Raw genomic sequence first — 24,647 nt, 5'->3', positions numbered from 1 at the left:
GCCCTTCCGCCTCGGTTGGGACCGGTCGGCGATCTTAGGTTTCCCGTCGAATGGTTGTGGATCGTCGGAGCGCTCGCGCTCGTGCGCGGCCGCGGCTTCGGCCTTCTGGCTGCGCTGGTGCTGGCGTTTGCAGCCTCCAGCACCGTCCTGAAGCTGGCCGACTGGGGCACGCTCGCCGCCTTCTCGCGCCCGTTCGATCCGGTGGTCGATCGCTCGATCCTCGTGGCGGGCTGGCACCTACTGTCGGGAACGATCGGCAACGGCGCGGCCTTCGCCGCCCTGGGATCGGCCGTCGTCCTGTTCCTCTGCCTCGTCCTCGTCCTCGCCTACGGCCTCTCCGGTGTACGGCGGCTGGCGCGGCGCATGCGTGCGCGGCTCGGAACCGCGATGCTGGCGGGCGGCGCACTGGCGACGATCGCGCTCGCCTTCATGCCGGCGAACACGCTGCCGGTGTCCGCCGCTCTCTCGGCTTACGCGGGCGAGAAGCTCGCCGCCGCCCGGCAGTCCTACGCGGCGCAGGCTGCCTTCGCGCGCGAGGTGGCGACCGACCCCTTGCGCGAGGCGCCGCCCGACCGATTGCTGGCGGCGCTCGACGGGCACGACGTCCTTCTGGTGTTCGTCGAATCCTATGGCCGCAGCGCGATCGAGAATCCCTTGTTCGCGCCGCGTACGCTGGCGCGCCTCGGCGCGGTCGAGGCCGATCTCGCGCGCGTCGGCGTATCGGCGCGCAGCGGCTGGCTGCGCTCTCCGGTGGCCGGTGGACAGAGCTGGCTCGCCCACGGGACTATGCTGTCCGGCCTCACGATCGACAACCAGACGCGCTACGAAAGCCTGCTCCAGAGCGACCATGACAGCCTCAACGCGCTGTTTCGGGGCGCGGGGTGGCGGACGGTCGCGGTGATGCCGGCCATCACGATGCCTTGGCCGGAGGCCGGCTGGTTCGGCTACGACGAGGTGCTCGCCGCGAAAGACCTCGATTATCGCGGCCTGCCGTTCAACTGGGTCACGATGCCCGATCAGTTCACGCTGCTGCGGATCGGCCAGATCCTCCAGCGCACGAACCAGCCGGTGATGCTGCAGACGGCACTCATCTCCAGCCATGCGCCCTGGACGCCGATCCCGGCGATGGTGCCGTGGGAGGCGATCGGCGACGGGCAGGTGTTCGACGCGCAGGCGACGGGCGGCGTGGCGCCCGAGGTCCTGTGGCGCGATTCGCAGCGGGTGCGCGAGAACTACGGCCTGTCGATCGACTACGCGATGGAGGCCGTCGGCGCCTTCGTGGACCGGTTTGCGCGCGATGCCGTCGTCATCGTCGTCGGCGATCACCAGCCGGCCGAACTCGTGACCGGACCCGACGCGACGCGCGACGTGCCGCTGCACATCCTGTCGTCCGACCCGCGCATCCTGCAGCGCCTCGACGGCTGGGGGCTCGTCCCCGGCATGGTGCCGGCGCCGGACACGTCGAGTTTGCCGATGAAGGATTTCCGCGAGCGTTTCGTGCGCGCCATGAGCGGCGGGGACCACGCGACATGAGGTCTGTCGACGTGTCCGGCGACGTCTGGGCGGCGCTACTCGCATTGCGCGAAGGCCGGGAAGAGGATGGGGGCGCCGCCGATGACCCGGCCTGGTCGATCTACGAGCCGCTGGCGCGTCGGCGCGGCAAGCCGTTCGTGCTGGCTCAGGTGGGGCAGAGCCTCGACGGCCGCGTCGCCACGGTGGACGGAGACGCCGCGCCGATCTCGGGGCCGGACGGCTTCGCCCATCTGCACCGCCTGCGGGCGCTCGCCGACGCGGTCGTGGTCGGAGCCGGCTGCGTCGTGGCCGACGATCCGCGCCTCACGGTGCGCGAGGTCGCGGGGCCTTCACCGGTGCGCGTGGTGATCGATCCGAGCGCCCGCATTCCGCCCGACGCCCGCTGCCTCTCGCCGGAAAGCCGGACGATCCTCGTGCGCGGGGAGGGCTGCGCGGCGCCGGCATCTCACGAGACGATCTGTCTGCCGCGTGCCGGCGACGGCCGCCTCTGTCCGGTGGCGCTTCTCGATGCGCTCGGCGATCGGGGCCTGCACCACATTCTGGTGGAAGGCGGGGCCGCGACCATTCGTCATTTTCTCGAGGCGGGGGTGGTCGACCGGCTGCATGTCTGCGTGGCGCCGATCATCATCGGGTCGGGCGCGCCGGGCTTGTCGCTGGCGCCGATCTCCCGGCTCTCGGAGGCGCTTCGCGCGCAGACGCGCGTCTTCGATCTCGGCAGCGACACGCTTTTCGACTGCGCGTTCGATCGGGACTGAAAGTACTGCTGCCTGACAATTATTCGCGAACTCACCAATTCCGACCAAACGGTTTAAGGTCCCGTTAGAACCTGAAAGCCCACAACTCCTCCGCATGATATCGCGGTTGATCAGGTCCTCGGGAAGCAGACGCGGGGTGTTCGGCGGTTTCCGCCGCGACACGCGAGGAAATGCGGCCGTGGAGTTCGCGCTGATCGCGTTTCCGTTCTTCTTTCTTCTCATGGCGATGATCGAAACGGCTTTGGCGACCACCGCCGGGGTGATGCTGAACAATGCGGTGGGCTCGGCGGCCCGACAAGTCCTGACGGGTGCCGTGCAGAAATCCGACATTGATGCGGACGGTTTCCGCAAGCTGATCTGCGGCAACATCGACATGCTGATGTCCTGCGACCGCCTCTCGCTGGACATGCGCACCTATCCGGCCGGCACGCCCTTCTCCGGATCGGTCTCCCTGCGGGACGGCTCCATCGACGACTCGACATTCTGTTTCGACCCGGGCCGACAGGATACGATCACCGTGATCCGCGCCTACTACGAATGGCCCTGGACCACGTCGGTCCTCAACCAGCTGACCGAAAAGACCAAGGGGAACCTGATCCTCGGGGCCATGGCCGCCTTCATGAACGAGCCGTTCGGCGGGGCCGTCTCGTCCAAAGCCAGCTGCTGAGGCGCCCGATGACGGGTCGAACTCGCCTGATGCGACTGCTGCACGACCGGTCCGCGACTGCGGCCGTCGAGTTTGCGATCATCCTGCCGGTGATGCTGGTGCTCTACCTCGGCACCTTCGAGGCCTCCCACCTGATCATGACCAAGCGGAAGGTCGAAAGCGCGGCCGAGGCCGTGGCGGGGATCGTCGCGCGCTCGCCAGAAATGGACATGACGCGATTGAGAAACGTCCTCCTCGTTTTCGACGGCATCGCCGGCGACGTCGAGGGTGATGATCCGAAGATCACGATCACCACGGTGAGGACGGATGCCAACGGCAAGGCGACCGTGGACTGGCAGCGCGTCGGCACGGCGGCCGGGGTCGCGGCCGGAACGCCGTTCCAGCTTGCCGACGATCTGGCCGGGCTGGCGGACACCTACTTCGTCGTGACGAGGGTCGAGTACCGCTTCGCCCCGACCTTCGATTTCGGAGGCATGTTCAAGGCGATGAAGTTCGATCGCACCTTCAGCTTCCGGCCTCGGAAGGGCGCCGAGGTTGCTTGGAAGTGACCGCGCGACAGCCCCGCCATCCCGCACGAGGACATGCCGTGAGCATCATAGGCTCTTTCGCACGCGCCACCTCCGGCAATGTGGCGATGATCTTCGCACTGACCCTGCCGGTCATCGTGGTGGTCACCGGCATGACCGTCGATACGTCCCAGGTGGAGGAGGCGAAATGGAGCCTCCAGAGCTCCTCGGACGCTGCGGCGCTCGGCGCTGCCAAGCAGTTCGGCAAGACCCAGGATCCGGTTCAGCTGGAGAAATGGGCCAAGTCGCTCTTCTTCGCCAACGAGGGCAAAGACGACAAGGACACGCGCTTCACCTACGAGGGCGTGACGCGCGTCGAGGGCAACAACGTGGTGCGCGTGTCGGCGACGCGCGACGTGCCGACCTTCTTCGGCAAGGCGGTGAAGGCCGTGACCGGCGGAAAGGTCGACCTCGAGACCTGGCACCTTTCGGTCGCCAGCGAGGTGATCGTCGCCAACCGCACGGTCGAGCTGGCCCTTGTGCTCGACAATTCCGGATCGATGCAGAATCCTCCTGTGGGCGGCACCACGCCCAAGATCACGACCCTGAAGGATGCGTCCCAGAAGCTCGTCAAGCAGATGCTGTCGGCCTATCCGCAAGCCAATTCGACGGATCCGGTGCGTATCTCGGTCGTGCCGTTCGCCGCGTCGGTGAACGTGGGCACGAACAATGCCACGGCGTCCTGGATGGATACCGGCGGCTTGAGTTCCTCGAACAATGACGATTTCGATTGGGGGGGAGCAACGCTTCCCGTCGTCCATTCGAAATTTGCCGTCTTCACTGCGCTCGGTCTGCGAAATTCCAATTGGAGATGGGGAGGCTGCGTCCAGTCACGACCCTCGGGCTACGCCGTCACCGATGACGCTCCGACGCTGACGAAGCCCGACACGTTCTTCGTCCCGTTTTTGTCTCCGTCCGAATACAATTGGGGTGGATCGCTATCCTCGGTGAAGAACGACTACCTTCCCATCGCCGGCGGGTCCGATGACATCGCGTCGCTGAAGCAGCAGCGGAACGTGAACCGCTACTTCGATGTCTTCGCTTCCGCCAACTTCGATACCAGCAAGGGACCCAACAACGGCTGCACCACCGCGGCGTTGACGCCCCTGACCGCGTCGCAGTCTACGGCACTGAACGCCGTGACCGGAATGATAGCCAAGGGCGGTACCAACATCGCCGAGGGTCTGGCATGGGGTTGGCGCACGCTCACAAGTGGCCAGCCTTTCGTCGAAGGGCGAGCGCGCAACACGAAGGAAAACCTGAAGGTCATCGTGCTGATGACGGACGGCGAGAACACCTACAACGCCGCCTACACGTCGGGCGAGCAGATCGAACTGTCGAGCGCCAACCGGTCGCAGTTCGGCACCTATGGCTTCGGCCAGTATCTCGATACGAGCAAGGGAACCGCAAAGCTGGTCAACGGCCGCATGTTCGACGCGACCAAGACGACGACGGCCAAGCCCGCCATCGCCAACATCACGGCGGCGATGAACGAGACGATGAGCATCACCTGCGAGAACATCAAGAAGGACGGCACGAACGACGAGGGTGGCGACGGGATCGTGATCTTCGCGATCGCCTTCGACCTGAAGGACGGCAGCCCGATCAAGGACCGCCTGCGCAACTGCGCCTCGAACGGCATCGACGGAAAGAGCAACAAGCTCTACTACGACGCGAAGAACTCGAACGACCTCTTGCTCGCCTTCTCGGCCATCACCGACGAGATTTCGGCGCTGCGCATCTCGCGCTGAGCCGGGTGGGCCCGGCAGGACAGCCAAGATGGAACAAAATCAGCCGATTAACAGGTCGCGTTAGCCAGGCCGGTTCCGCCTCTGTTCGTCGATCCGGGGCTAACTCTTCTGCCGAAGGCGCACGACATGGGCCATGCCATCGCGCGCCAGGCGCGACCGCTCGGCATCGCGGGAATACAACTCGGCGTGTTCGATGTCGTCGTGGCCGAGGACTTCCATCAGCTGGCGCGTCGAGGCACCGCTCTCGGCGAGGATGCGGCCGAGAGTTTTGCGCAGGCCGTGCAAGGTGCAGCCGGGTTCGCATCCCGCGGCCTTCGTCCAGACCTGCATGCGCTCGCCGAGCGCCTTGTCGGAGAACGGCTTTCCGTAGCGCGTGAAGAGGATCGTCTCGCCGCGTCGCTCGGTGGCGTCGAGGACCTCGCGCAGCATCGGCGTGATCGGCAGGACGACCTTGCGCTCGGTCTTCGCCGTCTGCTCGATCTCGACCGTCTCCTTCTTCACGTCCGACCATTTCAGGCGGACGAGATCCGAGCGGCGATGGCCCAGCCACAGGCCGAGCGCATAGACCAGGCGCGGCGTCGAGCCGATCGGCCAGCGCGCCTCGTACTTCTTCAGTTCTTCATCGGTCCAGGCGCGCCAGCCCTTGTAGCTTGGCACCCACTTCAGCTTGAACGTCGGGTCGGACTCGATCCATTCCTCGTCCATCGCCGCCACAATCAGCCGGCGGATCGCCGTCAGCATGTGCTTCGCCTTGTGCGGCGTGGCGGCATGCTCCGACAGGATGATCTTCGCGTGCCGGCGCTTGAAATCGGAGACCAGAACGTCGCGCCACAACACCTCGGCGTCGGGCACGACGCGCGAGGTGAGAAACATCTCGGAGAGGTGGGTGTTCTTGGAGTGCGTGGCCGCACTGAACGCCTTCCACTCTGGCGACGTCTTCACCAGTCGCCACGCGGCGCCGAACGACTTCGGGCGAGCTGCACCGGGCAGGGGGGTGACGACCGCCAGCTTCGGATCGTTGCCATGAAGTGCTGCGCGATAGCGCGCCTCGAACTCCGGCTCGCCCGGCTTGCCGCGCAGCGAGATCGTCTTGCCCTCGCGACGAAAGCGCCAGCGGAGCTTGCCGCGGCTGTCGGTGTAGCTCGATAGGAAAGGGCGCTCTAGGTCCATGCCCGACCCTATGCCGAGCGACGGCTCCGCGCCAATAGGGCGTCGATCTCGTTCGCGCCGCCTTCTTCCGGCAGGTCGCAGAACGCGGCCTCGATCGACAGGCGATTCCAGATGCGCCGGCGCCCAATCAGCTTCGGCTTCGGCATGGCGCCATCGGCCACCATCTCATCGAACTTCGTCACACCGACGCCGATGTGGCGGGCGGCTTCGTCGCGGGATAAGCCGAGTGGAGCCCACGGAAGATCTACATGCGTCCTCACTCTGCAGCCTCCATGACCTGCGCGGCCAGATGCCCGCAGTTCGCTGCCACCAACGCCGCGGCGAGCGGCGGGCAGACCGAGTTGCCGCAGCACGAGCCCTGTATCGTTGCCGAGATCGGGGAGCCGTCCGGGCGGCGGTCAATGATGTAGCCGTCGGGGAAGCCCTGCGCGCGGAAGCGCTCGCGGGGCGTCAGCATGCGCATGCCAATGTCTGCGATCGCGTGGGGCTCACCGTCGATGTCCACGGTGACGAGTCCGAAGCGGTCCTTCGTCGTGTCGGTGTGCAGCGGGGCGTCCACTGCCGCCCCGTCGCCGGTGCCGTAGTACTTCGTCAGGAAGCCTGAAATCAGGGCGGACTTGTTGACCGTCGCCGTGTCGGTGCGGGCCGGCTCGTCCAGGTCGTGGCCGATGCTCGTTCCGAACTGGCGCATCATGTGGGCGGCAATCACCGCCTGCTGCGCGCCCGTCGCAGTGACGGTCGCCAGCGGCTCAGTCGCCTCGCGGCCGGGGTTCACGCCGCCGATCCGCCGGCTGTCGTTGTTGTGCTGTGCGAGGAAGGCCGAGACGACGCCGAACTTCGGAGCGCCGGCCATGACCGTGTCGACAGGCTCGTCCATCGCCGAGCCGACGCCGTTCTGGGTGAAGCGCGACAGACTGGCTGCGACGACGGCGTGCTTGGCCGCACCGCCGACCTGCGTCCCGATCGGCGCGTCAATGTCGAGACAGCGCGGCGCCTGCCCCTCGCGCTCCCCGTACCCGGTCTGCACCATGGTCGCAGCGATGACGGCGTTTTGATCCTTCGGGCTGGCGGTGATGGTGTGGATCGGTGCGTCGGCCGAACGAACGGACCCGCCCTGCTGCGCGGCCGTGATGACGGGGGCGAGTAGCGCATGGTTGTTCCCGCCGGCGTGGATGGTACCGAGCGGTTCCTCGATTCCATATTCGCGGCGACCGCCGGAGAAGCCATGCGCCAGTCCGACCACGGACGGCACGACGACGCCGAGTGGGGCCGCGCCGCCGGGGCGCTTCACGTAGCTGTTGGCCGTCACCGTCGCGAGCGGCTCGTCGATCGCATGGCCGGTCGAGCCGGTTTGATACTTCATGACGAAGGGCTTGGGTGCCTCCAGCACGTAGCGAACGACGCCGCGGGCGATGCGGCGCATGGTGGCGTCGGCAAGCGGGCGCACCGCGCGGACGCCGTGACGCGCCATGATCTCGGCCGAGGTGTCGAAGATCGACGGGCACGGCAGCGACCAGTCGATGATCTCGGCGGCCGTGCGCCACGGCTTCAACTTGCCCTTGGCGATCAGCTTCGCGTCCTCGGCCTTCTTCGGGTCGCCGTGCGTGCGCTTCGGCCAGATGATCGGCAGACCATCGCGGCGAGCGATCATGAAGAAGCGCTTGCGGATCGTCGGCGCGCCGTAGTCGCAGGCGCGCAGCTCGCGCCACTCGGTTTTGTAGCCCGCGCGCTTCAGACGGCGCAGCCATTCCTCGAAGGTGTGGCCCCGCAGCTCGACGATCGGCCTGCCGTCCTCGTAGAGGGGTCCCCAGGTTCGGAACTCCTCGACGTTTTCGAGGATGATGACGTCGGGCTTCGCCTCCTCGGCCCAGCGCACTACGACCCAGGCGAGATCGCGGATGTTCCGGTCCATGGGCTTGCCGCCCTTGGCCTTCGAGAAGTGCTTGCAGTCGGGCGACGCCCAGAACAAGCCGAGCCGGCGACCCTTCGTCACCTCGAGCGGCGACACGTCCCAGATGTTCGAGTCGAGGTGGACCGTGTCGGGATGGTTGACCGCGTGCATGGCGAGCGCGTCTGCCGAGTGGTTGATCGCGACATCGGGCGAGCGGCCGAGCGCCATCTCGATGCCGGTCGAGGCCCCGCCGCCGCCGGCGAAGCTATCGACGATCATCGGGCGCGTGAGGCCGAAGGGGTGCGCGTTCATCGCGTGCTCTCCATCGCGGCCACGATGCGGCGACCGGCAGGGGTAATTTTCAGGGCGGGGGTGCGCGGCTCGTAGTCGGTGCGGGCGAAGCCGTGCAGGCGGAGGATGGCGGCGTTCTGGCCGGAGATGCGCGCGGCCGGTGTGCGCCAGTCGTTCTTGAAGCGGGGCATGCCCCACGGGCGCGCGGCTTCGAGCTTGGCCAAATCCGAGCGGATCTGCGCAGTGACCGGGTCGGGGCCCAAGTCGAAAAGTGGGATCTGCTCGGGGCGCGCCATGATCAGGCGACCTCAAACTCGGGGAGGTCGCGCAGGTATCCCTCGGCCCGCAGTGCGGCGACGATGGCGGCGGCGTCGCGCTCGGCGATGTCCATCGCGCCGGGCTCGGCGGCGTAGTCTTCCAGCGCCGCGAGGATCGTGGTGGTCGCCTCGTCGAGCGGCGAACCGTCGCCGATGTCAAGATAGCCCGCCACGGTCAGCCGGCGGAGCACGCAGTAGAGCGCCAAGCCGAACGCCGCGACCGGCCCGCCCATGCGTCGCACGGGGTCGAAGGCGGCGATGTCCGCTCGCAAGACGCGGCGCGACAGCTTCTCCTGTTCCTGCCAGAGCAGCCCGGCGATCGTGTCCCGGCGCGCTTCCTCAAGGCGCGCGATCGTCGCCTTGACCTCGGGGTCCGCCTGGTCAGTCGCGCCCGCTTCCACGACGTGGATCCACTGGTCGATGAAGACGACCTGCTCGGCGCGCTGGCGCTCGGTGAGGCGTGCGACCATCGTCACACCCTCATCGGCATCAGGACGACGAGGCGGGCGTCATCGGTGGGATCGGTGATCAGCGCTGCGGCGCCGGGGTCGCCGAGGGCGAAGCGGAGGTGCTCTGCTTCGAAGGTTGCGAGGACGGCGGCGATGTAGGCCGAATTGAAGCCGATCGTCAGTTCGAAGGGCTCGTGGGGCGCAACAGTGATGTCCTCTCGCGCCTCGCCGGCATCGGGCGAAGTGACGGATAAGGCCATCGTGTCGCCCTCTATCTCCAACTTCACGGCGCGGCCGCGCTCGCTTGAAACGGTCGAGACGCGGTCAACGGCGCCGGCGAGGATCTCGGGCCGAACGTCAACCGTGTTGGGGTTCCCGCTTGGGATGACGCGGCTGTAGTCCGGGAACGTGCCGTCGATCAGTTTCGACACAAGATGAAAGCCGCCGGCACGAAAGCCGATCTTGGTCGCGTCGCATTCGACTTCGATCGCTTCGCCGTCCGGACACCAGCCAGCCATTTCCTTGAACAAGCCGACGGTCTTGCGCGGAACGATGATGCCGATCATCTCGGACAAGTCGGCGTCGACGTCCTGGACCAAGCGCGACATCCGATGCCCGTCCGTCGCGACGGCGCAAAGCGGAACGGCGTCCTCCCCTTCCTTCGCTAGTCCGTGAAGGTAGACGCCATTGAGGTAGTAGCGCGTCTCTTCCGTCGAGATCGCAAAGCCGACTTCAGACGAAATGCGCTGCAGCTGCTTCGGCAGCAGATTGAAGCGGGTCGCTGTGCCCAAATCGACCCCGGCCATCACCGGAAAGTCGTCACAGGGGAGCTCCAGAAGCTTGAACCAAGCACGGTTCGCCGAGAGCGTTGCGGTCCGCTCGTCGGACTCGTAGGTGACCGTGGTCCTGCCGATCTTCCGGAGGATGTCAGCCAAGAGGCTCGCCGGGACGGTGCTCTGACCGGGGTGAACCACGGTCGCCGTGCCGGGCACTGTCTCGAGCCTCAGCCAAATATCCAGATCGGTCCCTTCAACCGCGAGCGAGCCATCAGCGTGCGCCGTCACCATGACGTTGGAGAGGATCGGGATCGTCGTGCGCTTCTCGGCGACGCGGCGAACTGCGGTCACGAGATGAAGCAGGACCTCTTGGGCGACGGAGAACTCGACGGCCATCGTTGGTGTCCTTGATCGGCCTTCAGGCGGCTTCGAGTTGCAGGGCGGGGCAGAGGGCGTGGAGAAGGTCGAGGAAGAGACGACGCGCGTCGGCCTCGCTCATCTGCCGCAGCGTGCCGCCGGGCAGGGGCAGCGGCAGGACGGTCTCGATCGGCGCATCCCACGGCTGAGGCGGGCGGGCCTTCAGTTCGTCTCGCTCGGTGCGCAGGGCGCGGACGTCGATGTCCTTGATGCGCTCGGCGTGCGCGCCGTAGCGTGACGGGTCGAGGCCAGCGGCGGCGAAGACCGCCGCGTCGATACGCTTCTGAATGGACTTGAAGCAGAGTTTCAGGTGCGCGGCGCGCGCCTGGGCGACCATCTGAACCGCCGTCGGATCGACCTGCGTGCCGAGCGCCAGTTCCTCGACCAGCGCCGCCTGCATCGGGCTGACGATGTCGCCCGTCCACGTCTCGTGTGCATCGTGGAGCAGGCAGAAGGCCGCCAATTCCATGTCGTCGTAGAGGTCCAGCGCTGCCGTCGCGCAGAGGGCCGAGTGCTGCGCCACCGAATAACGGGCGTAGGTGTGCCCGCCGAAGCGTGGCAGGCTGGCGAGGATCGGCGCGACCTCCGTCTTCAGGTGCTCCGTCGTGACGACGGGCTCTGCAAAGACGAAGGCGCGACCGGTGATGGTCTGGAGCCAAGCCGACATCAGAACTTCTCCGCTTCGGCGCTCGGCGGCTCGGGCGGCAGCTTCGCAGCCATCTCCTCGCAGACCAGGAGTTCGAGGTAGCGGCCGTGCGACACGTGGATGCTGTCCGACGCCATGCCGGGCGACCCGCGCGACCGGATGATGGCGGCGCACGCATCGATCGTGTGCTCGTCGCCAAAGCCGCTATGGCATTCGGCCGCGAAGGCGCAGCCCTCGCGCTCCTGCACCAGCGCCTGGGCGATGCGGTCGGCAAGCACCTGCGACATCTTCAGGTCGAGCCCGTTCTGCCGGACGAAGTTGTCCGCCAGATTGAAGGCGATCTCGCCAATGTCTCCCGGCACCGGGAGGTGATCCTTCGGCGACAGCATCAGTCGGCCCGCTCGACGGATGCGTAGGCCAGTTCGCGGGCGGCCTGCTTGTGATGGCGCAGGGCGTCGAGCGTCCAGCCGCGCAGGAGGAGGTCGTCATCCTCCACACCTCCCTTCACGGCCGCGATGTCGAGCATGTCGTCGGCCATCTTGCGAGCCACCGCGCCGGGCGTGGTGACCGGGCCGGGCTGCGAGAGGCGGACGCGCGTCGCGATCGGCGTCGTCTGCTCGGCGGCAAAGGCGGCGGCGCGCTGGATGATCTGGCTTCCAAGGGAGGGCATGGCGGCTTCCTTCAACTCGCGGCGCGTCAGGCGCGGGGCGCGGTGGGTTGGCTCGACGGTTCCCCGGTCGAGCTTGATCTTGCGGATGGGGAGGGAGAAGCGGCTCCGCGCTTCGGCGCGTGCCGCCTCGGGGTTCGGGGCCTGGACGAGATGCGTCGAGGCCGCGGGGTCGTCGAAGTAGACGCGGAACGCGGGCATCAGCGCGCCGCCAAGGTCACCGTGTGGGCCGTGCCGGGGTCGTTGTGCTCGACGACGAGCAGGCCGACGGACCCGATGCCGACCACGAAGGTGGCGAGCGCCGCGAGGGCGAAGAGTTCGCGGATGATGTCGCGGATCATGCGAGCACCCGCATGATCTGGACGGTCGCGGTCGCGACCAGCGCGATCAGGAGGACGACGAGGCCGGTCGTAACGGCGACGGATCGGCCGGAGGGCCACGCCTCGTCGTGCTGACGGCGTTCCATTTCGCCCGGTGCGGCGAAGTCGGGTTCGCGGCGGAGGATGTCCTCGACGCTCGCGACCGCCTCGTCACGGGGTTCCGACGCGCGTCCCGTCGACGCCAGCACGAGTGAAACGGGACGCGCGTCGGGGCCGCGCCTGCCTAGGGAGGAGGTCGGCAGGCGGGTGGGTTGGGGAAGGGTAGGAGGCATGAAGGGCTCCGATCCGAAGAGGATGGAGCCAGCGTAATGCGGACAAAAGTCCGCGTCAATTCCTTATCGGAAAATTGTCCGCATTGGCCTCAAAGGCCAAAGAGTTCGTTCGTTGTCAGGACCTTGTGCAGCCTTTGAACGGAGACGGCTGGAAGCTTCAACTCCGATGGAGGATTTAGCTTTCCGATGACCACTTCGGTCGCGTTCCGGCGAATGAAATGGCCAATGTAGCTTTCCTCCCACGACGTAGAATCGGTTTTAATCTCAACCAAAACGGTGTCGCCGGGACGTATCGGGCGGTGAGGATGCGCAAAGCGCAAGTCGCCGTGTTTGTGTTCTGGCGACATTGAGTCACCAGTGACATAAATTGCAAAGGCGTCTGAAGCGTTCTTGATGCCCGGCGGTCTGTAAACGAAATCAATAACACCAAGGCCCATACTCATGGACCCTTCATTCGAGCCTGCCGCCGTACCAAGTAAGGGCACATCGTTATTAGAAATGTCCCGCCAAATCTCGGGCTTAACGCTTGTAAGCTGAGCCAGCTGTCCGTGCCTTATTTCCTCATGGCCAGTCAAAAGCCATTGCTCGGAAACCTGCAAAGCGTCAGCAAGGCCGCGAAGGGAGTCGCCCCTCGGGTTGGCCTTCGGCCGGTCTAAGATCTTTCTGACGAGATCCGGGCCTTTTCCACTACGAAGAGAGGCCTCTCGCGCGGACAGATTTAGCGCTGTCAGGCGCGCGCGTATGCGGTCTTGGATGGTCTCGGACATGCTTGGAATATAGTCCGAACGTGATTCGGACGCCTCCGGCAAATTGTCCGTTGCCAATGAGGACATTTGTCCGTATCGTCCGACCTCATGACCCTTCGTGAGCAAATCGTCGCCCTCGCTGACGCCTACTGCCAAGCCACCGGGCGAGGAAGGGGCACCGTTTCCGCACTTGTGTTCAATCGCGGTTCCATCATCGGCCAGATCGCTGAGGGTCGCGCGGACATCACAACGGCTCGATTCGAGTCTGCGCTGTTTTGGTTTCATGCCAACTGGCCGGATGGAACTGCTTGGCCATCGCACATTGCCCATCCTTTCCCCTCTCATCCGTCGGATAATGGGCTTGGCGCGACGTCCTGTCATGTAAACACCGCCGTCACCGCTTCACTCGCGAGCGCCGCCTCGTGAGCCGGCGTCCGTCCTCTGAAACCATGCGCAACAGCCTGAAGCTCGCCACACGGCTATCGCTGACGGCTGCGGGTGGTGCGGCCGCCCTGGTGCGCGAGAAGCTGGTGCGGGTGGGTGAGGCGGCGCTGTCGTTCGCCTCGTCGCCGCACGAGGACCACGACGAGCGCTTCGTCGCGCTGGATGTGGCGCTCGATCTCGACTTCGTGGCGGGCGAGCCGCTGCACGCTCGCGCGCTCGCCGCGGCGCAGGGCTACGAGCTCCGGGCGATCGACCGTCCGGCCTCCGCAGGCGTCTTCGGGCATACCGACATTCGCAACCTCGCCCGCGAGTTCGCCGATCTGCAGGACGCGATGTTCGCAGCGCTCGACGATGGTGCGGTGTGCCGGAAGGATCGTCAGGCGATCCTCGCTGAACTGGCCGACGTCGAGCGCATGGCGCAGGCGATCCGGTCGAAGGTCGAGGCGTCAGCATGACGGGCGCTCGCTCGCCCGAAATGGATGCCTTCGTCGACGAGGCGCGGGCTGTCTCCGTCCTCCAGGCATTCGAGCGGTGCGGGTATTCGCTGCGCACGCTGCGTGGGTCGGGCGCCGAGTACGTGGGGCCGTGCCCGTCCTGCGGCGGCAAGGATCGGTTCTCGCTGAATTCGACGAAGAACGTCTTCAACTGCCGGGGCGCCGAAGGCGGCGACGCGATCAAGCTGGTGCGCCACCTGACCGGCGACGACTTCCTCGACGCCTGCGAGCTGCTGACCGGACGGGATCGGCCAAGCCGCGATGGCGGCGACGATGCCGAGCGGCTGCGCCGGCGCGAAGAGGCCGAGCGACGGATCGCCGAGCAGCGGGAGCGTGCCGCGCGCGAGGACGCGGAGCGCGAGGCCGAGCAGAACCACTATCGCGAACGGGAATGGGACCGCTGCCGCACGATCTGGCGCGAGGGCGACTTCTACGACTGCGACGGACCGTCGGCGAAGGCGTATCTCGCCGCGCGCGGGCTCGACGTGTCGCGCCTCGACGGCTCGTATCTACGGACGCATCCGCGCCTTGGCTTCTTCGCCGTGGATGCGCGCGAGCAGAAGGTAGCGATCCATCATGGCCCCGCGATGCTCGGGCTGTTCTGCCGCTTGGCAGGCGAGCGCTGGGAGCCGATCGGCATTCACCAGACGTGGATCGACCTCGAGGCCGCGCCGAAGTTCAGGCCTGCGCTCCGCTCGCCCGTCGACGGCGAGACGCTGCCCTCGAAGAAGATGCGGGGGTCGAAGATGGGCGGGCTGATCCCGGTCCTTGGACGCCTCAGCCAAGCCAAGCGCATGGTGGTGGGCGAGGGGATCGAGACGGTTCTCGGCTTCGCGTGCTTCGACGGGTTTCGGGCGGACACGTTCTATGCGGCCGCGGGCGATCTCGGGAACCTCGCCGGCAAGGCGGTGCAGGGTTGCCGGATCAAGCACCCTGATCTGACGAAGGTGACGGCCGCCGGGCAGACGCGGGCGGTCTACGTGCCGGGGTTCGAGCCGGACATGGGTTCGGCTGCGATCCCGGTGCCGGAACGGATCGGCGAGCTCGTCCTGCTCGGCGATGGGGATTCCGAGGTGGTGATGACGCGCGCGGCGCTGAAGCGCGGGTGCGCACGGCATGCACGCGAGGGGCGCACGGTGCGGGCGCTGTTTGCGCCGCCGGGCGGGGATTGGGCAGACGTGGGCGCGGCGCTGGCGCGCGAGAGCGAGGCGGCATGACGGCTACGACGTTTCTCGACGGGCGGGTGACGCTGCATGGCGGCGATTGCCTCGACATCCTGAAAACGCTTCCGGACGCCTCGATCGACAGCGTGGTGACCGACCCGCCGTATCATCTGACGTCGATCGTGAAGCGCTTCGGCGGCAAAAGCGCTGCCCCGGCCAAGACGAAGCAGACGGGCGCGTTCGCGCGGTCGTCACGCGGCTTCATGGGCAAGACATGGGACGGCGGGGATATCGCCTTCCGCGAAGAGCTGTGGGCCGAGGTGCTGCGGGTGTTGAAGCCGGGTGGTCATCTCGCGGCGTTCTCGGGAACGCGGACCTATCACCGCATGGCGGTGGCGATCGAGGACGCCGGGTTCGAGATCCGCGACCAACTGGCGTGGACGTACGGCAGCGGCTTCCCGAAATCGCATGATGTGTCGAAGGCGATTGATAAGGCTGCCGGGGTCGAGCGCGAGGTTCTGGGCACGATTGTCCGTGCCGCGGCTGGGCGAAACGATGAAGCTCAGAGCATGGGCCGAAACTATCGCATGGGTAGCGAGCAAAGCGTTACCCAGCCCGCGACTGACACTGCTCGTCAATGGCAGGGCTGGGGTTCTGCTCTCAAGCCCGCATGGGAGCCGATCTGTCTCGCTCGCAAGCCGCTCGACGGAACGATCGCCGAGAACGTGCTGGCGCACGGCGTGGGCGCGCTGAATATCGACGGATGCCGAGTTGCGGGCGCAAAGCCTGATACGACCAGGGGAGCCGGCGGACAGAACGGCGCTTATTCGCCGCTAGGCGAGCAAGGGCGGATCCTTGATGACGGCAGAGGCCGCTTCCCTGCAAATCTGATACACGATGGCTCGCCGGAAGTGCTCGCAGCGTTTCCGTCGGCCCCAGGGCAATCGGGAGCTGTGACCGGCACTGAGCCTTCTACCGGGGACCGCTATATCCTGCAGCGGCTCGGTGGAGAGCATGCGCCTCGTCTCCCCCGTGGTGATGCCGGATCTGCAGCTCGTTTTTTCTACACGGCCAAGGCGGATGCCGACGACCGCATCGGGTCGAAGCATCCGACCGTGAAGCCGGTCGATCTGATGCAGTGGCTCGTGCGCCTCATCACGCCGAAGGGCGGAACGGTCCTCGACCTGTTCGCCGGCACTGGCACGACCGGCGAGGCGGCCTGGCGCGAGGGCTGCTCGGCCGTGCTGATCGAGCGTGAGGCCGAGTATCAGGCGGATATCGCCCGTCGCATGGAATTGGCTCCGCGTAGCCGAGACGCCCGTCGAGCCGCAATCGCGGCGATCAAATCCGAGCCCGAGCTCGGCCCCCTCTTCCATCCTCTGGACGCTGCCGAGTAGGCGCGACCGATCCTATGGGCGCCTCGCGCCTGCCTTCGCACGCATGGGAATCCGCATGACAGACAGGCTTCAGGAGGGCGTCTCGCTGCTCGCGCTGTGCGCCGGCGAGGACGAGACCGATATCGGCAACGGCAACCGCTTCTGCCACCGCTACGGCGACGACGTGCGCTTCGTGACGCATATCGGCTTTCACGTCTTCGACAGCTTGCGCTGGCGCGAGGACGAGGGCCGGGAAATGGGCGGCAAACATGTGCGCCCGCTGGCGCACCGCACGGCCGAGGCGATCCGCTTCGAGTGCGCCGAGATCGTCGCCGATGACGCGCAGCTGCTGCTCGTCGAGGCCGGGAACGACGCCGAGGCCGAGATGGACCGGATCGGGCCGCCGAAGAAGGATGAGGCCGCCGAGGTGCATCGGCAGTGGAAGCTTCTGAAGGAGGCGGTCCAGCGGCGCGACGACATCGGCAAGGGGATCGACGAGGCGCGATCGCGCCGGGCGAGCTACTGCCGATCGAGCCAGAACAGCGGCAAGCTCGACAACATGCTGAAGGAGGCCGCGCCCTACCTCTCCTGCACGATCGACGAGATGAACACCGACCCGCTGGCGCTGAACTGCCGGAACGGGACGGTTCGCTTCGCCAAGTTCGAGGACCAGGAGAGCGATCCGGACGATCCGCGATTCCGCTGGCACGCGCGGCTCGACCCGCACCGGCGCGAGGACCTGATCTCGAAGCTGTTTGAGGCGGACGTGCTGGCGGCTCCCGCACCCTCGCAGGAAGGGCCCGCTCGACCGGACATCGCGATCCCTTCGGATCGGCTGATGGACGCCGAGGCGCTCCTGCGCATCGCTCACAAGGCGGCGCCGAACTTCATCGAGTTCATCCACCGGATGCAGCCCGACCTCGACATGCGCGATTACCTGCGGCGCGTGTTTGGATACATGCTGACCGGGCTCACCGGCGAGCAGGTGATCTTCTTCTTCTACGGGATCGGCGCGAACGGCAAGTCGACCATGACTGACGTCATCGGGCGGATGATGTCGGACTATTCGGTCACGCTCGGCATCGAAAGCTTCACCGGCGACGCGCGGCGGGGCGGGGCGGACGCGACGCCCGACCTTGCCCGGCTGAACGGCGCCTATGCGTGTTTCGCCTCGGAGGGCGACGAGAGCGCGCGGCTGAAGGAAGGGCTGATCAAGCTCCTGACCGGCGACGACAAGATCGCGGTGCGCAAGCTGCACCAAGACTTCGTCGAGATCCAGATCAAGGCGAAGTTCGTCATCACCGGCAACCACAAGCCGATCATCCGCGGCGACGACGACGGCATCTGGCGGCGCGTCCACCTGATCGAATGGCCGGTGCAGATCCCGCGCGAGGAACGCGACAAGGACCTGCCGGCCAAGCTCCTCGCCGAGCGCGACGGGATCTTCGCGTGGATGCTGGCGGGCGCGCTTGAGTTCCTGACGTTGGGCGGGCTGCATCCGCCAGCGGCGGTGCTGGCGGCGGTGCAGGAGCACCGGGAAGAGAGCGACCCCATCAGCGCCTATATCCGCGGCGGCTGCGAGGTCTCGGGCGACGAGAGCGACCAGGTGACGCCGGGCGAGCTTTACGAGGGCTACGTGCTCTTCTGCCGTCGGGAGGGGCTGACGCCCTTCGGGGCCTCGACCTTCAACCGACGACTGCCCGACAAGTCGAAGATGGCGTGGAAGAGCCCGGACGGGCGCATGCGCCAGTTCGTGCGCACGAAGAGCGGGGCGACCGTGTATCGCGGTATCCGCATCCAGAGCGCCTTCCGCCCCGGCTCGGGCAGCGATTGGCCGTCCGGCCGCGACGCGCCGCTGGACTGACGCCATGACGCGCGCCTCCGCACCTCCTCATGACTTCGCCTGCCGACGATCGTGGTCCCGCGCTTGCCGCCCGGATTGGGTCGCAAGGGTCGCAAGCGGCCCGGTTGGGTCGCAAGGGTCTGGCTCGCGAGGGTCTGGGAGACGCGGCGTGCCAAGGGTTTGGGCGGCTAGGGCGGCTAGGGAGGCAAGGTCTCAGGTTTCCCATGTGCGCGCGAGAGAAGGGCCTGTTCCGAATAAGAGGTCAGTCGGTCCTCATACGTAGCGTTGGACCTTGCCTCCCTAGCTTCCCTAGCAACCCACCCTGAAAATTAGCATTCAAAAACATAGGGTTAGTAAGACAATGACTTGGGCAGCAAGACAGATCGGGACCGAGCTTCCTTCCCTAGCTGCCCAAAACGCTTGGATTGAGCGGAAAGAGGTCTGGAAAGGGCAGATTGAGCGTCGCGCAGTGGTCGCGCACGATGGGGAAGCCGCCTGGTTCGTGGTTCGAACGAACCCTCGTTGTGAGGAACGGGCTGCGGCCGGGCTTCTGGCGCAGGGCTTCGAGGTCCACCTGCCGCGGGGTGTGAAGGAGATCCGGCGCCGGCATCTGCGCAAGCCGCAGGCGGTCCGCTTCCCGCTGCTGACGGGCTACCTGTTCGCCGGGCTCTCGTCTCAGACCCCGTCGTTCTTCGCACTGCGCGCCACGGACGGTGTCCACTCGGTGCTTGGTCGGCGGATGGATGACGGGTCCGTTGGGGTGCGCCAGCGCTACGTCGCGATCTCTGGTGACGTGGTGCGCGCCTTCCGCGAGATGGAGGCCGCAGGGGTCGTCGGTTCGATGGAGCCGGGCGCGCAGCGATTCGCGCATGGCGACCTCGTGACGGTCAAAGAGGGGCCTCTGCGTGGTGTCATCTTTGTGTTCGACGATTATTTCGGAAAGAACGCAGCAAAGGTGCTGGGGAACGTGTGTGGCGCGCTGCATCCGATGCAGATCGACCTTGCCAACCTCCAGAGCCTCGCATAGCTTCCCTCTCGGTCGATGCGTCGATCCTCGCGGAACCTCATGAGGTGGACCGCAGGGCGCACCCGGAAGACGCGAGAGGCGATCTTCGAGGATGGTGGTTTATGGGCTCGCTTCGGCGGGCCCTTCGCGTTTCTGGGATAGGGTTATGGCCCGCATCCCTGTCATGAAGCCCAGCCTTCGCACCGCCCGCACCTCGATCGCGCCTCTGATGCGCGGGGATGCGGCGGCGCGCTCGGCCAAGCCGACAATGGACTTCTACGGCTCGGCGGCTTGGAAGAAAGTCCGGCTCGAGGTGCAGCGCGCCTGCAACCGGACGTGCCAGGGCTGTGGCAAGACGGACACCCGGATCTACGTGGATCACGTCGTCGAGCTGAAGGATGGGGGCGCGCCGCTCGATCGGGGCAACCTCGTCGGGCTGTGTGCACCGTGCCATGCGAAGAAGACGTCGCGCGAGCGGGCGAAGAGGGCAGGGCGATGAAGCTTTCGGACCTCCTGACGAAGGCTGAGGTCGAGGCTCGGCGCCTGTCGGCCCTCGGCGACGACGAGGCGGCAGAGACCATGCGCCTCTTGGCCCAGTTCGCCCGCGGCGTCGCCGAGGCCCTCGCCGGCTGACCCGCCGACCCCGTCGAGTGTGGCCGATCGGTCACAGAGGGGTGGGGGGGGTCGAAAGTTGACCCTTGGGGACCCTCCACCGTCACAGGGGTACTCACGCGGAGATTTAATTCGGGGCCGCGGGAAATCCGGGGCCGGGTTGGCGGGGCCGACTGTCTGGACACCCTGCGATGCAAGGGTTGAACGCGACGACGGGCCCCGGAACAGACCAATACTTTTCGCCCGATCGGGCTGGAGCCTAAGCCGTGTCCGACATCGTCGATCTCTTCGGCGACCCGGTGCCTTCCAACCATGGAGCCCGCGGGCGCCCCGCGCATGCGCCAAGCCGGGCGAGCCGTGACAAGGTGAACCTGCTGCTCGCGCTCGGCTGGTCGAACGAGCGGATCGCCAACGCGATCGGCGTCAGCGCCCCGACCCTGCGCAAGTGCTACCGGGGCGAGTTGAAGACGCGCCTCCTGGCGCGCGACCGGCTCGATGCCCGCGTCGCCGAGAAGCTGTTCGAGGGCGTGAACGCCGGCAACGTCGGGGCGGTGAAGGAATTCCGGAAGCTCGTCGAGCGGAACGATCAGATGGAGGCCGCGCGCAGCTTCGAGCGTCCGACTGCGCAAGTGGCAAGGCCGAAGGCGGAGAAGCTCGGAAAGAAGGAAGCGGCGCGCAAGGCCGCCGAGACCGCCGGCGCCGATTCCGAATGGGGCAGCGACCTGATGTTCCCTGGGAGCCGTCCGAATTGACCCCCTCGTGGTCCACGGCCTGCCCGGATTGGGAAGACCGCATCGTCGAGCGGCGCACGCTGGTGCCCGACCTGCCGCTGTTCGCGGACGAGGCGGAGAAGGCGCTGAGAATCTTCAACCGGCTGCGGCTGCCGGACGTGATCGGTCAGCCGACCATGGCCGAGGCCGGCACCGAATGGCTGCACCCGATCGTCTCGGCGCTGTTCGGATCCTACGACGAGCGATCGCATCGGCGCATGGTGCAGGAACTGTTCCTCCTGGTGCCGAAGAAGAACTCGAAGAGTTCGGGCGCTGCCGCGATCATGGTGGTGGCACTGATCATGAACCGGCGCCCGGAGGCCGAATTCCTCCTGATCGCCCCGACGAAGCAGATCGCGGACATCGCCTTCAAGCAGGCGTGGGGCATCATCCGCGCCGACCGGAGCCTGTCGGAACTGTTCCATCCGCAGGAGCACCTGCGGAAGATCACGCATCATACGAGCCGGGCCTCGCTGCAGATCAAGGCGGCGGACACGGACGTCATCACCGGTTCGAAGTCGACGGGCATCCTGATCGACGAGACCCACGTCTTCGCCAAGAAATCGAATGCGGCGGACATCTTCGTCGAGATCCGCGGCTCGCTGGCGGCGCGGCCCGATGGGTTCCTGATCCAGGTCACGACGCAGTCGAAGGAACCGCCGCAGGGCGTATTCAAGGCGGAACTGTCGAAGGCGCGCCGTGTGCGCGACGGGCAAATCCGGCTGCCGCTTCTGCCGGTGCTCTACGAGCTGCCGGCGCGGCTGATCGACAGCGACGGCTGGAAGGACCCGGCGACCTGGGGGCTGGTGAACCCGAACCTCGGGCGATCCGTCGACGAGCAGTTCCTCGCCAACCAGCTCTTGGTCGCCGAGGACGAGGGGCGTGAGGCGCTGGCGCTTCTTGCCTCGCAGCACTTCAACGTCGAGATCGGGCTGCGCCTGCGATCCGATCGGTGGGCCGGTGCCGACGTCTGGGAAGAGCGCGGGATCGACCTCAACCTCGAAGCGCTGCTCGAGCGTTCGGAGGTGGTCACCGTCGGCATCGACGGCGGAGGCCTCGACGACCTCTTCGGCCTCAGCGTCATCGGGCGCGAGCCGATCGAGGTTGAGGAAGAGGTCGAGGTCGACGGCATCAAGACGGTGCAGCGGACGAAGCGTTGGCTTGGCTGGTCGAAGGCCTGGTGCCACCGTGGCGTCCTCCAGCGGCGCAAGTCGATCGAGACGAAGCTGCTGGACTTCGAGAAGGCTGGGGACCTTGTGATCGTCGGCGACGAACTGGCTGACGTGACCGGCATCGTCGCCGTGGTCGAGCGTGTCATGGCGGCGGGGAAGTTGGCGGCGGTGGCGGTCGATCCTGCCGGCCTCGGCGAGCTCGCCGACGCCCTCGATGGCATCGGCATCACGGCCGAGAACAAGATGCTGATCGGCGCCCCGCAGGGCTTCGGCATGATGAACGCCATCAAGACGGCCGAGCGCAAGCTGACAAACGGCACCTTCCACCACGCCAAGAGCGGCTTGATGGACTGGTGCGTCGGCAACCTGAAGATCGAGCCGACGGCCACGGCGATCCGCGCAACCAAGCAGAACGCCGGTGACGCCAAGATCGACCCCGTGATGGCGATGTTCGACGCGGTCTTCATGATGGCGACGAACCCCAAGGTCTCCACCTTCAACGCTGCCGAGTGGATTGCGAGCTACGGATGAACTGGCTTTCAAGATTCCTCCGGCTTGGCGGCACCAAGGACATCGAGCCGTGGCGCGGCCAGCAGGTGTCCACCGAGAACGGCAACAACTTCGTCACCAATCAGGTGACGGTCGCCGACTATCGCGATCAGCGGCTCACCTCAGGCGGAGGCGTCGTGGGGCTTTCGGCTACCTGGGCCTGCGTCCAGCTGATTGCCGGTACGATCGCCTCGCTGCCGCTCGTCGTCTATCGGACCGATGCGGACGGTATCCGAAGGGTGGCGAAGGATCACCCGCTCTACTTCGTGCTGCATGACAGCCCGAACTATGACCAGACGGCCGTCGACTTCTGGGAAATCATGGCCGCCAGCATCGAGCTGCACGGCAACGCCTACGCGGTGATGGAACGTCGCACCGGCGGCGCGCTGAACGCCCTTCACCCGATCCGCCCGGATCTGGTGAAGGTGCGGCGGCTCCCAGGTGGCGCGCTGGAATACGAGTGGACGGAGGACAACGTCCGTCGGGTAAAGCGGGGCGAGAACGTCCTCCACATCCGCGGGCCCCTCGGCGACGCGGTGTCCGGCGCATCCACCCTGTCGATCTGCCGTGGTGTCTTCGATGACGCGCTCTGGACCGAGTCCGCGGCCGGGGCGATGTTCCAGAACGGCGTCAGCCCGAGCGGCGTGCTCTCGACCCCCGACACGGTTCGGCTCTCGCGCGAGCAGCGCGACGAACTCGAGGTGCTTCTTCAGCAGAAGTATGCCGGCGCGCTCCGGCAGGGGCGCCCCATGCTGCTCGACGGCGGCCTGAAGTGGACGCAGCTGTCGATCGACCCGCAGGACGCGCAGATGCTCGAAAGCCGCAAGTTCAGCGGCGAGCAGATCTGCCGGATCTTCGGCGTCCCTCCCGCCATGGTTGGGTTCGGCGACAAGGCGTCGAACTGGGGGACGGGCAAAGAGGTCGACGTGCTCGGCTTCCAGAAGTTCACGCTGCGCAAGCGGCTCAAGCGGATCGAGCAGGCGCTCGTCAAGCAGCTGGTGCCGCTGGCGGAGCGCCGCTCGCAGGGGCTGGTCATCGAGTTCAACTTCGAGGGGCTTCTGCGGGGTGACACCGCGAGCCGGTACGAGGCCTACGAGCGCGCGATCCGCATGGGTCTGGCGACGCGCAATGAGTGCCGCGCCCTCGAAAATCTGCCGCCGGTCGACGGCGGCGACGTCGTGACGGTGCAGATGCAGGACATCCCGCTCGCCCAGGCGATCAACGGAGGCCGAGATGGACAAGACGACAGCGCCGCTTCTTGAGATCAAGGCGCTCAAGGACTCGGGCGAGTTCGAAGGCTACGGCTCGACCTTCGGCGGCGAGCCGGACGCTTATGGCGACGTGATCGCCGATGGCGCCTACGCTGACAGCCTCGCTTCGCATCAGGCCAAGGGCACGATGCCGAAGCTCTTCTGGCAGCACGACCCGCGCGAGCCGATCGGCAAGTGGCTGTCGGCGAAGGAGGACAGCCATGGGCTCCTCCTCACTGGCAAGCTGAACATGGACGTGCAGCGGGGTCGCGAAGCCTACGCGCTGCTGAAGGCGCGCGACATCGACGGTCTGTCGATCGGCTACCGGATCAAGGAATACAGCGTCGACACCGAAACCGGTGTCTGGACCCTGCAGAAGCTCGACCTCGTCGAGGTCAGTGTGGTGTCCGTCGGCGCGAACGAGAACGCGGTCGTGCAGAGCGTCAAGGCCGCCAAGGCCGCGCACGACCTTTCGGAACGACTGAAGGCCGGGGACCGGCTGACGGAACGTGAGTTCGAGACCTGGCTCAAGGGATTGGGCTTCTCGAACTCGCAGGCGGAGCGCGCCGCGCGCGTCCACCTGAAAGGGCAGGGGGAACCTGCCGAAGCGGCTGATGATGGCGTCGCCTTCCTGCGCGCCTTGACGGGCCACGCGGCCTAACCCTTCCCAGGAG

General features: G+C 66.6%; 28 protein-coding genes. 16 read left to right on the top strand and 12 right to left on the bottom strand.

The genetic code is table 11. The features are described 5' to 3' along the window. Nucleotides 1–54 precede the first annotated feature (54 nt). From ASF65_RS13155 to ASF65_RS13135, 5 genes are all read left to right on the top strand, one after another. Complete coding sequence (locus ASF65_RS13155) at nucleotides 55–1,533, top strand: sulfatase-like hydrolase/transferase (RefSeq protein ID WP_156369310.1); 1,479 nt, start codon at nucleotides 55–57, stop codon at nucleotides 1,531–1,533. Then, nucleotides 1,530–2,288, top strand: a complete 759-nt coding sequence (locus ASF65_RS13150; protein WP_055889998.1) for a RibD family protein — start codon at nucleotides 1,530–1,532, stop codon at nucleotides 2,286–2,288. The genes ASF65_RS13155 and ASF65_RS13150 overlap by 4 nt, the downstream gene beginning before the upstream one ends. Before the next feature lie 178 nt (nucleotides 2,289–2,466). Beyond that, a complete protein-coding gene (locus ASF65_RS13145) occupies nucleotides 2,467–2,955 on the top strand; it encodes a TadE/TadG family type IV pilus assembly protein (protein ID WP_162239494.1) in 489 nt (162 codons plus the stop codon). An 8-nt stretch (nucleotides 2,956–2,963) separates the two neighbouring features. Beyond that, on the top strand, nucleotides 2,964–3,503 hold the full coding sequence (locus ASF65_RS13140) for a TadE/TadG family type IV pilus assembly protein (RefSeq protein ID WP_162239493.1): 540 nt from the start codon (nucleotides 2,964–2,966) through the stop codon (nucleotides 3,501–3,503). 38 nt (nucleotides 3,504–3,541) lie between these two features. Continuing rightward, nucleotides 3,542–5,272: a pilus assembly protein gene (locus ASF65_RS13135; protein WP_055889990.1), complete on the top strand. Its 1,731-nt coding sequence runs from the start codon at nucleotides 3,542–3,544 to the stop codon at nucleotides 5,270–5,272. 99 nt (nucleotides 5,273–5,371) lie between these two features. On the opposite strand, the gene ASF65_RS13130 is transcribed toward ASF65_RS13135, so the two are convergent. The 12 genes from ASF65_RS13130 to ASF65_RS20970 form a co-directional block, all read right to left on the bottom strand. Beyond that, a complete protein-coding gene (locus ASF65_RS13130; protein ID WP_055889989.1) occupies nucleotides 5,372–6,442 on the bottom strand; it encodes a tyrosine-type recombinase/integrase in 1,071 nt (356 codons plus the stop codon). 8 nt (nucleotides 6,443–6,450) lie between these two features. Beyond that, nucleotides 6,451–6,606 carry a hypothetical protein gene (locus ASF65_RS22335; RefSeq protein ID WP_348271177.1) on the bottom strand — a complete coding sequence of 52 codons (156 nt, stop codon included), beginning with the start codon at nucleotides 6,604–6,606 and terminating at the stop codon, nucleotides 6,451–6,453. 92 nt (nucleotides 6,607–6,698) lie between these two features. Beyond that, the gene (locus ASF65_RS13120) at nucleotides 6,699–8,645 is read right to left on the bottom strand and encodes a DNA cytosine methyltransferase (protein ID WP_055889985.1); all 1,947 of its coding nucleotides are present in this window, start codon (nucleotides 8,643–8,645) and stop codon (nucleotides 6,699–6,701) included. Then, entirely contained in the window at nucleotides 8,642–8,920 is a 279-nt protein-coding gene (locus ASF65_RS13115) for a hypothetical protein (RefSeq protein ID WP_055889983.1), read from the bottom strand. The genes ASF65_RS13120 and ASF65_RS13115 overlap by 4 nt, the downstream gene beginning before the upstream one ends. Nucleotides 8,921–8,922: 2 nt before the next feature. Continuing rightward, a complete protein-coding gene (locus tag ASF65_RS13110; RefSeq protein ID WP_055889981.1) occupies nucleotides 8,923–9,411 on the bottom strand; it encodes a hypothetical protein in 489 nt (162 codons plus the stop codon). 2 nt (nucleotides 9,412–9,413) lie between these two features. Continuing rightward, on the bottom strand, nucleotides 9,414–10,562 hold the full coding sequence (gene dnaN, locus ASF65_RS13105; RefSeq protein WP_055889979.1) for a DNA polymerase III subunit beta: 1,149 nt from the start codon (nucleotides 10,560–10,562) through the stop codon (nucleotides 9,414–9,416). A gap of 22 nt (nucleotides 10,563–10,584) precedes the next feature. Further along, nucleotides 10,585–11,250: a hypothetical protein gene (locus ASF65_RS13100; protein WP_055889977.1), complete on the bottom strand. Its 666-nt coding sequence runs from the start codon at nucleotides 11,248–11,250 to the stop codon at nucleotides 10,585–10,587. Continuing rightward, a complete protein-coding gene (locus ASF65_RS13095) occupies nucleotides 11,250–11,591 on the bottom strand; it encodes a hypothetical protein (protein ID WP_156369309.1) in 342 nt (113 codons plus the stop codon). The genes ASF65_RS13100 and ASF65_RS13095 overlap by 1 nt, the downstream gene beginning before the upstream one ends. Before the next feature lie 26 nt (nucleotides 11,592–11,617). Beyond that, nucleotides 11,618–12,097, bottom strand: a complete 480-nt coding sequence (locus ASF65_RS13090; protein ID WP_055889973.1) for a hypothetical protein — start codon at nucleotides 12,095–12,097, stop codon at nucleotides 11,618–11,620. Further along, nucleotides 12,097–12,237, bottom strand: coding sequence for a hypothetical protein (locus ASF65_RS21485; protein ID WP_156369308.1), 141 nt, complete (start codon nucleotides 12,235–12,237; stop codon nucleotides 12,097–12,099). Before ASF65_RS21485 ends, ASF65_RS13090 begins: the two co-directional genes overlap by 1 nt. Next, the gene (locus tag ASF65_RS13085; protein WP_156369307.1) at nucleotides 12,234–12,548 is read right to left on the bottom strand and encodes a hypothetical protein; all 315 of its coding nucleotides are present in this window, start codon (nucleotides 12,546–12,548) and stop codon (nucleotides 12,234–12,236) included. The genes ASF65_RS21485 and ASF65_RS13085 overlap by 4 nt, the downstream gene beginning before the upstream one ends. Before the next feature lie 89 nt (nucleotides 12,549–12,637). Beyond that, nucleotides 12,638–13,579 (bottom strand): S24 family peptidase, encoded by a 942-nt coding sequence (locus ASF65_RS20970; protein WP_156369306.1) that lies wholly within the window; start codon nucleotides 13,577–13,579, stop codon nucleotides 12,638–12,640. A 137-nt stretch (nucleotides 13,580–13,716) separates the two neighbouring features. Between ASF65_RS20970 and ASF65_RS13080 the strand changes: the two genes are divergently transcribed. From ASF65_RS13080 to ASF65_RS13035, 11 genes are all read left to right on the top strand, one after another. After that, nucleotides 13,717–14,193, top strand: coding sequence for a hypothetical protein (locus ASF65_RS13080; protein WP_162239492.1), 477 nt, complete (start codon nucleotides 13,717–13,719; stop codon nucleotides 14,191–14,193). After that, a complete protein-coding gene (locus tag ASF65_RS13075) occupies nucleotides 14,190–15,449 on the top strand; it encodes a primase-helicase zinc-binding domain-containing protein (RefSeq protein ID WP_055889967.1) in 1,260 nt (419 codons plus the stop codon). Before ASF65_RS13080 ends, ASF65_RS13075 begins: the two co-directional genes overlap by 4 nt. Continuing rightward, nucleotides 15,446–16,792 carry a DNA methyltransferase gene (locus tag ASF65_RS13070; protein WP_055889964.1) on the top strand — a complete coding sequence of 449 codons (1,347 nt, stop codon included), beginning with the start codon at nucleotides 15,446–15,448 and terminating at the stop codon, nucleotides 16,790–16,792. Before ASF65_RS13075 ends, ASF65_RS13070 begins: the two co-directional genes overlap by 4 nt. Nucleotides 16,793–16,847: 55 nt before the next feature. Next, complete coding sequence (locus ASF65_RS13065; RefSeq protein WP_162239491.1) at nucleotides 16,848–18,635, top strand: phage/plasmid primase, P4 family; 1,788 nt, start codon at nucleotides 16,848–16,850, stop codon at nucleotides 18,633–18,635. A 448-nt stretch (nucleotides 18,636–19,083) separates the two neighbouring features. Continuing rightward, complete coding sequence (locus ASF65_RS13060) at nucleotides 19,084–19,641, top strand: transcription termination/antitermination NusG family protein (protein ID WP_055889959.1); 558 nt, start codon at nucleotides 19,084–19,086, stop codon at nucleotides 19,639–19,641. A gap of 145 nt (nucleotides 19,642–19,786) precedes the next feature. Continuing rightward, entirely contained in the window at nucleotides 19,787–20,119 is a 333-nt protein-coding gene (locus ASF65_RS13055; protein WP_055889956.1) for an HNH endonuclease signature motif containing protein, read from the top strand. Beyond that, on the top strand, nucleotides 20,116–20,253 hold the full coding sequence (locus ASF65_RS21480) for a hypothetical protein (protein ID WP_156369305.1): 138 nt from the start codon (nucleotides 20,116–20,118) through the stop codon (nucleotides 20,251–20,253). Before ASF65_RS13055 ends, ASF65_RS21480 begins: the two co-directional genes overlap by 4 nt. Before the next feature lie 245 nt (nucleotides 20,254–20,498). Then, entirely contained in the window at nucleotides 20,499–20,984 is a 486-nt protein-coding gene (locus tag ASF65_RS13050) for a hypothetical protein (RefSeq protein ID WP_055889953.1), read from the top strand. Then, on the top strand, nucleotides 20,981–22,705 hold the full coding sequence (locus ASF65_RS13045; protein WP_244486651.1) for a terminase large subunit: 1,725 nt from the start codon (nucleotides 20,981–20,983) through the stop codon (nucleotides 22,703–22,705). The genes ASF65_RS13050 and ASF65_RS13045 overlap by 4 nt, the downstream gene beginning before the upstream one ends. After that, nucleotides 22,702–23,985 (top strand): phage portal protein, encoded by a 1,284-nt coding sequence (locus ASF65_RS13040; RefSeq protein WP_082505541.1) that lies wholly within the window; start codon nucleotides 22,702–22,704, stop codon nucleotides 23,983–23,985. The genes ASF65_RS13045 and ASF65_RS13040 overlap by 4 nt, the downstream gene beginning before the upstream one ends. Then, nucleotides 23,957–24,634 carry an HK97 family phage prohead protease gene (locus ASF65_RS13035; protein WP_055889947.1) on the top strand — a complete coding sequence of 226 codons (678 nt, stop codon included), beginning with the start codon at nucleotides 23,957–23,959 and terminating at the stop codon, nucleotides 24,632–24,634. Before ASF65_RS13040 ends, ASF65_RS13035 begins: the two co-directional genes overlap by 29 nt. Nucleotides 24,635–24,647 lie beyond the last annotated feature (13 nt).

The sequence above is a fragment of the Aureimonas sp. Leaf324 genome, from assembly GCF_001423245.1.
GTDB lineage: Bacteria > Pseudomonadota > Alphaproteobacteria > Rhizobiales > Rhizobiaceae > Aureimonas.
This window is presented reverse-complemented; position numbering and strand designations above follow the sequence as displayed.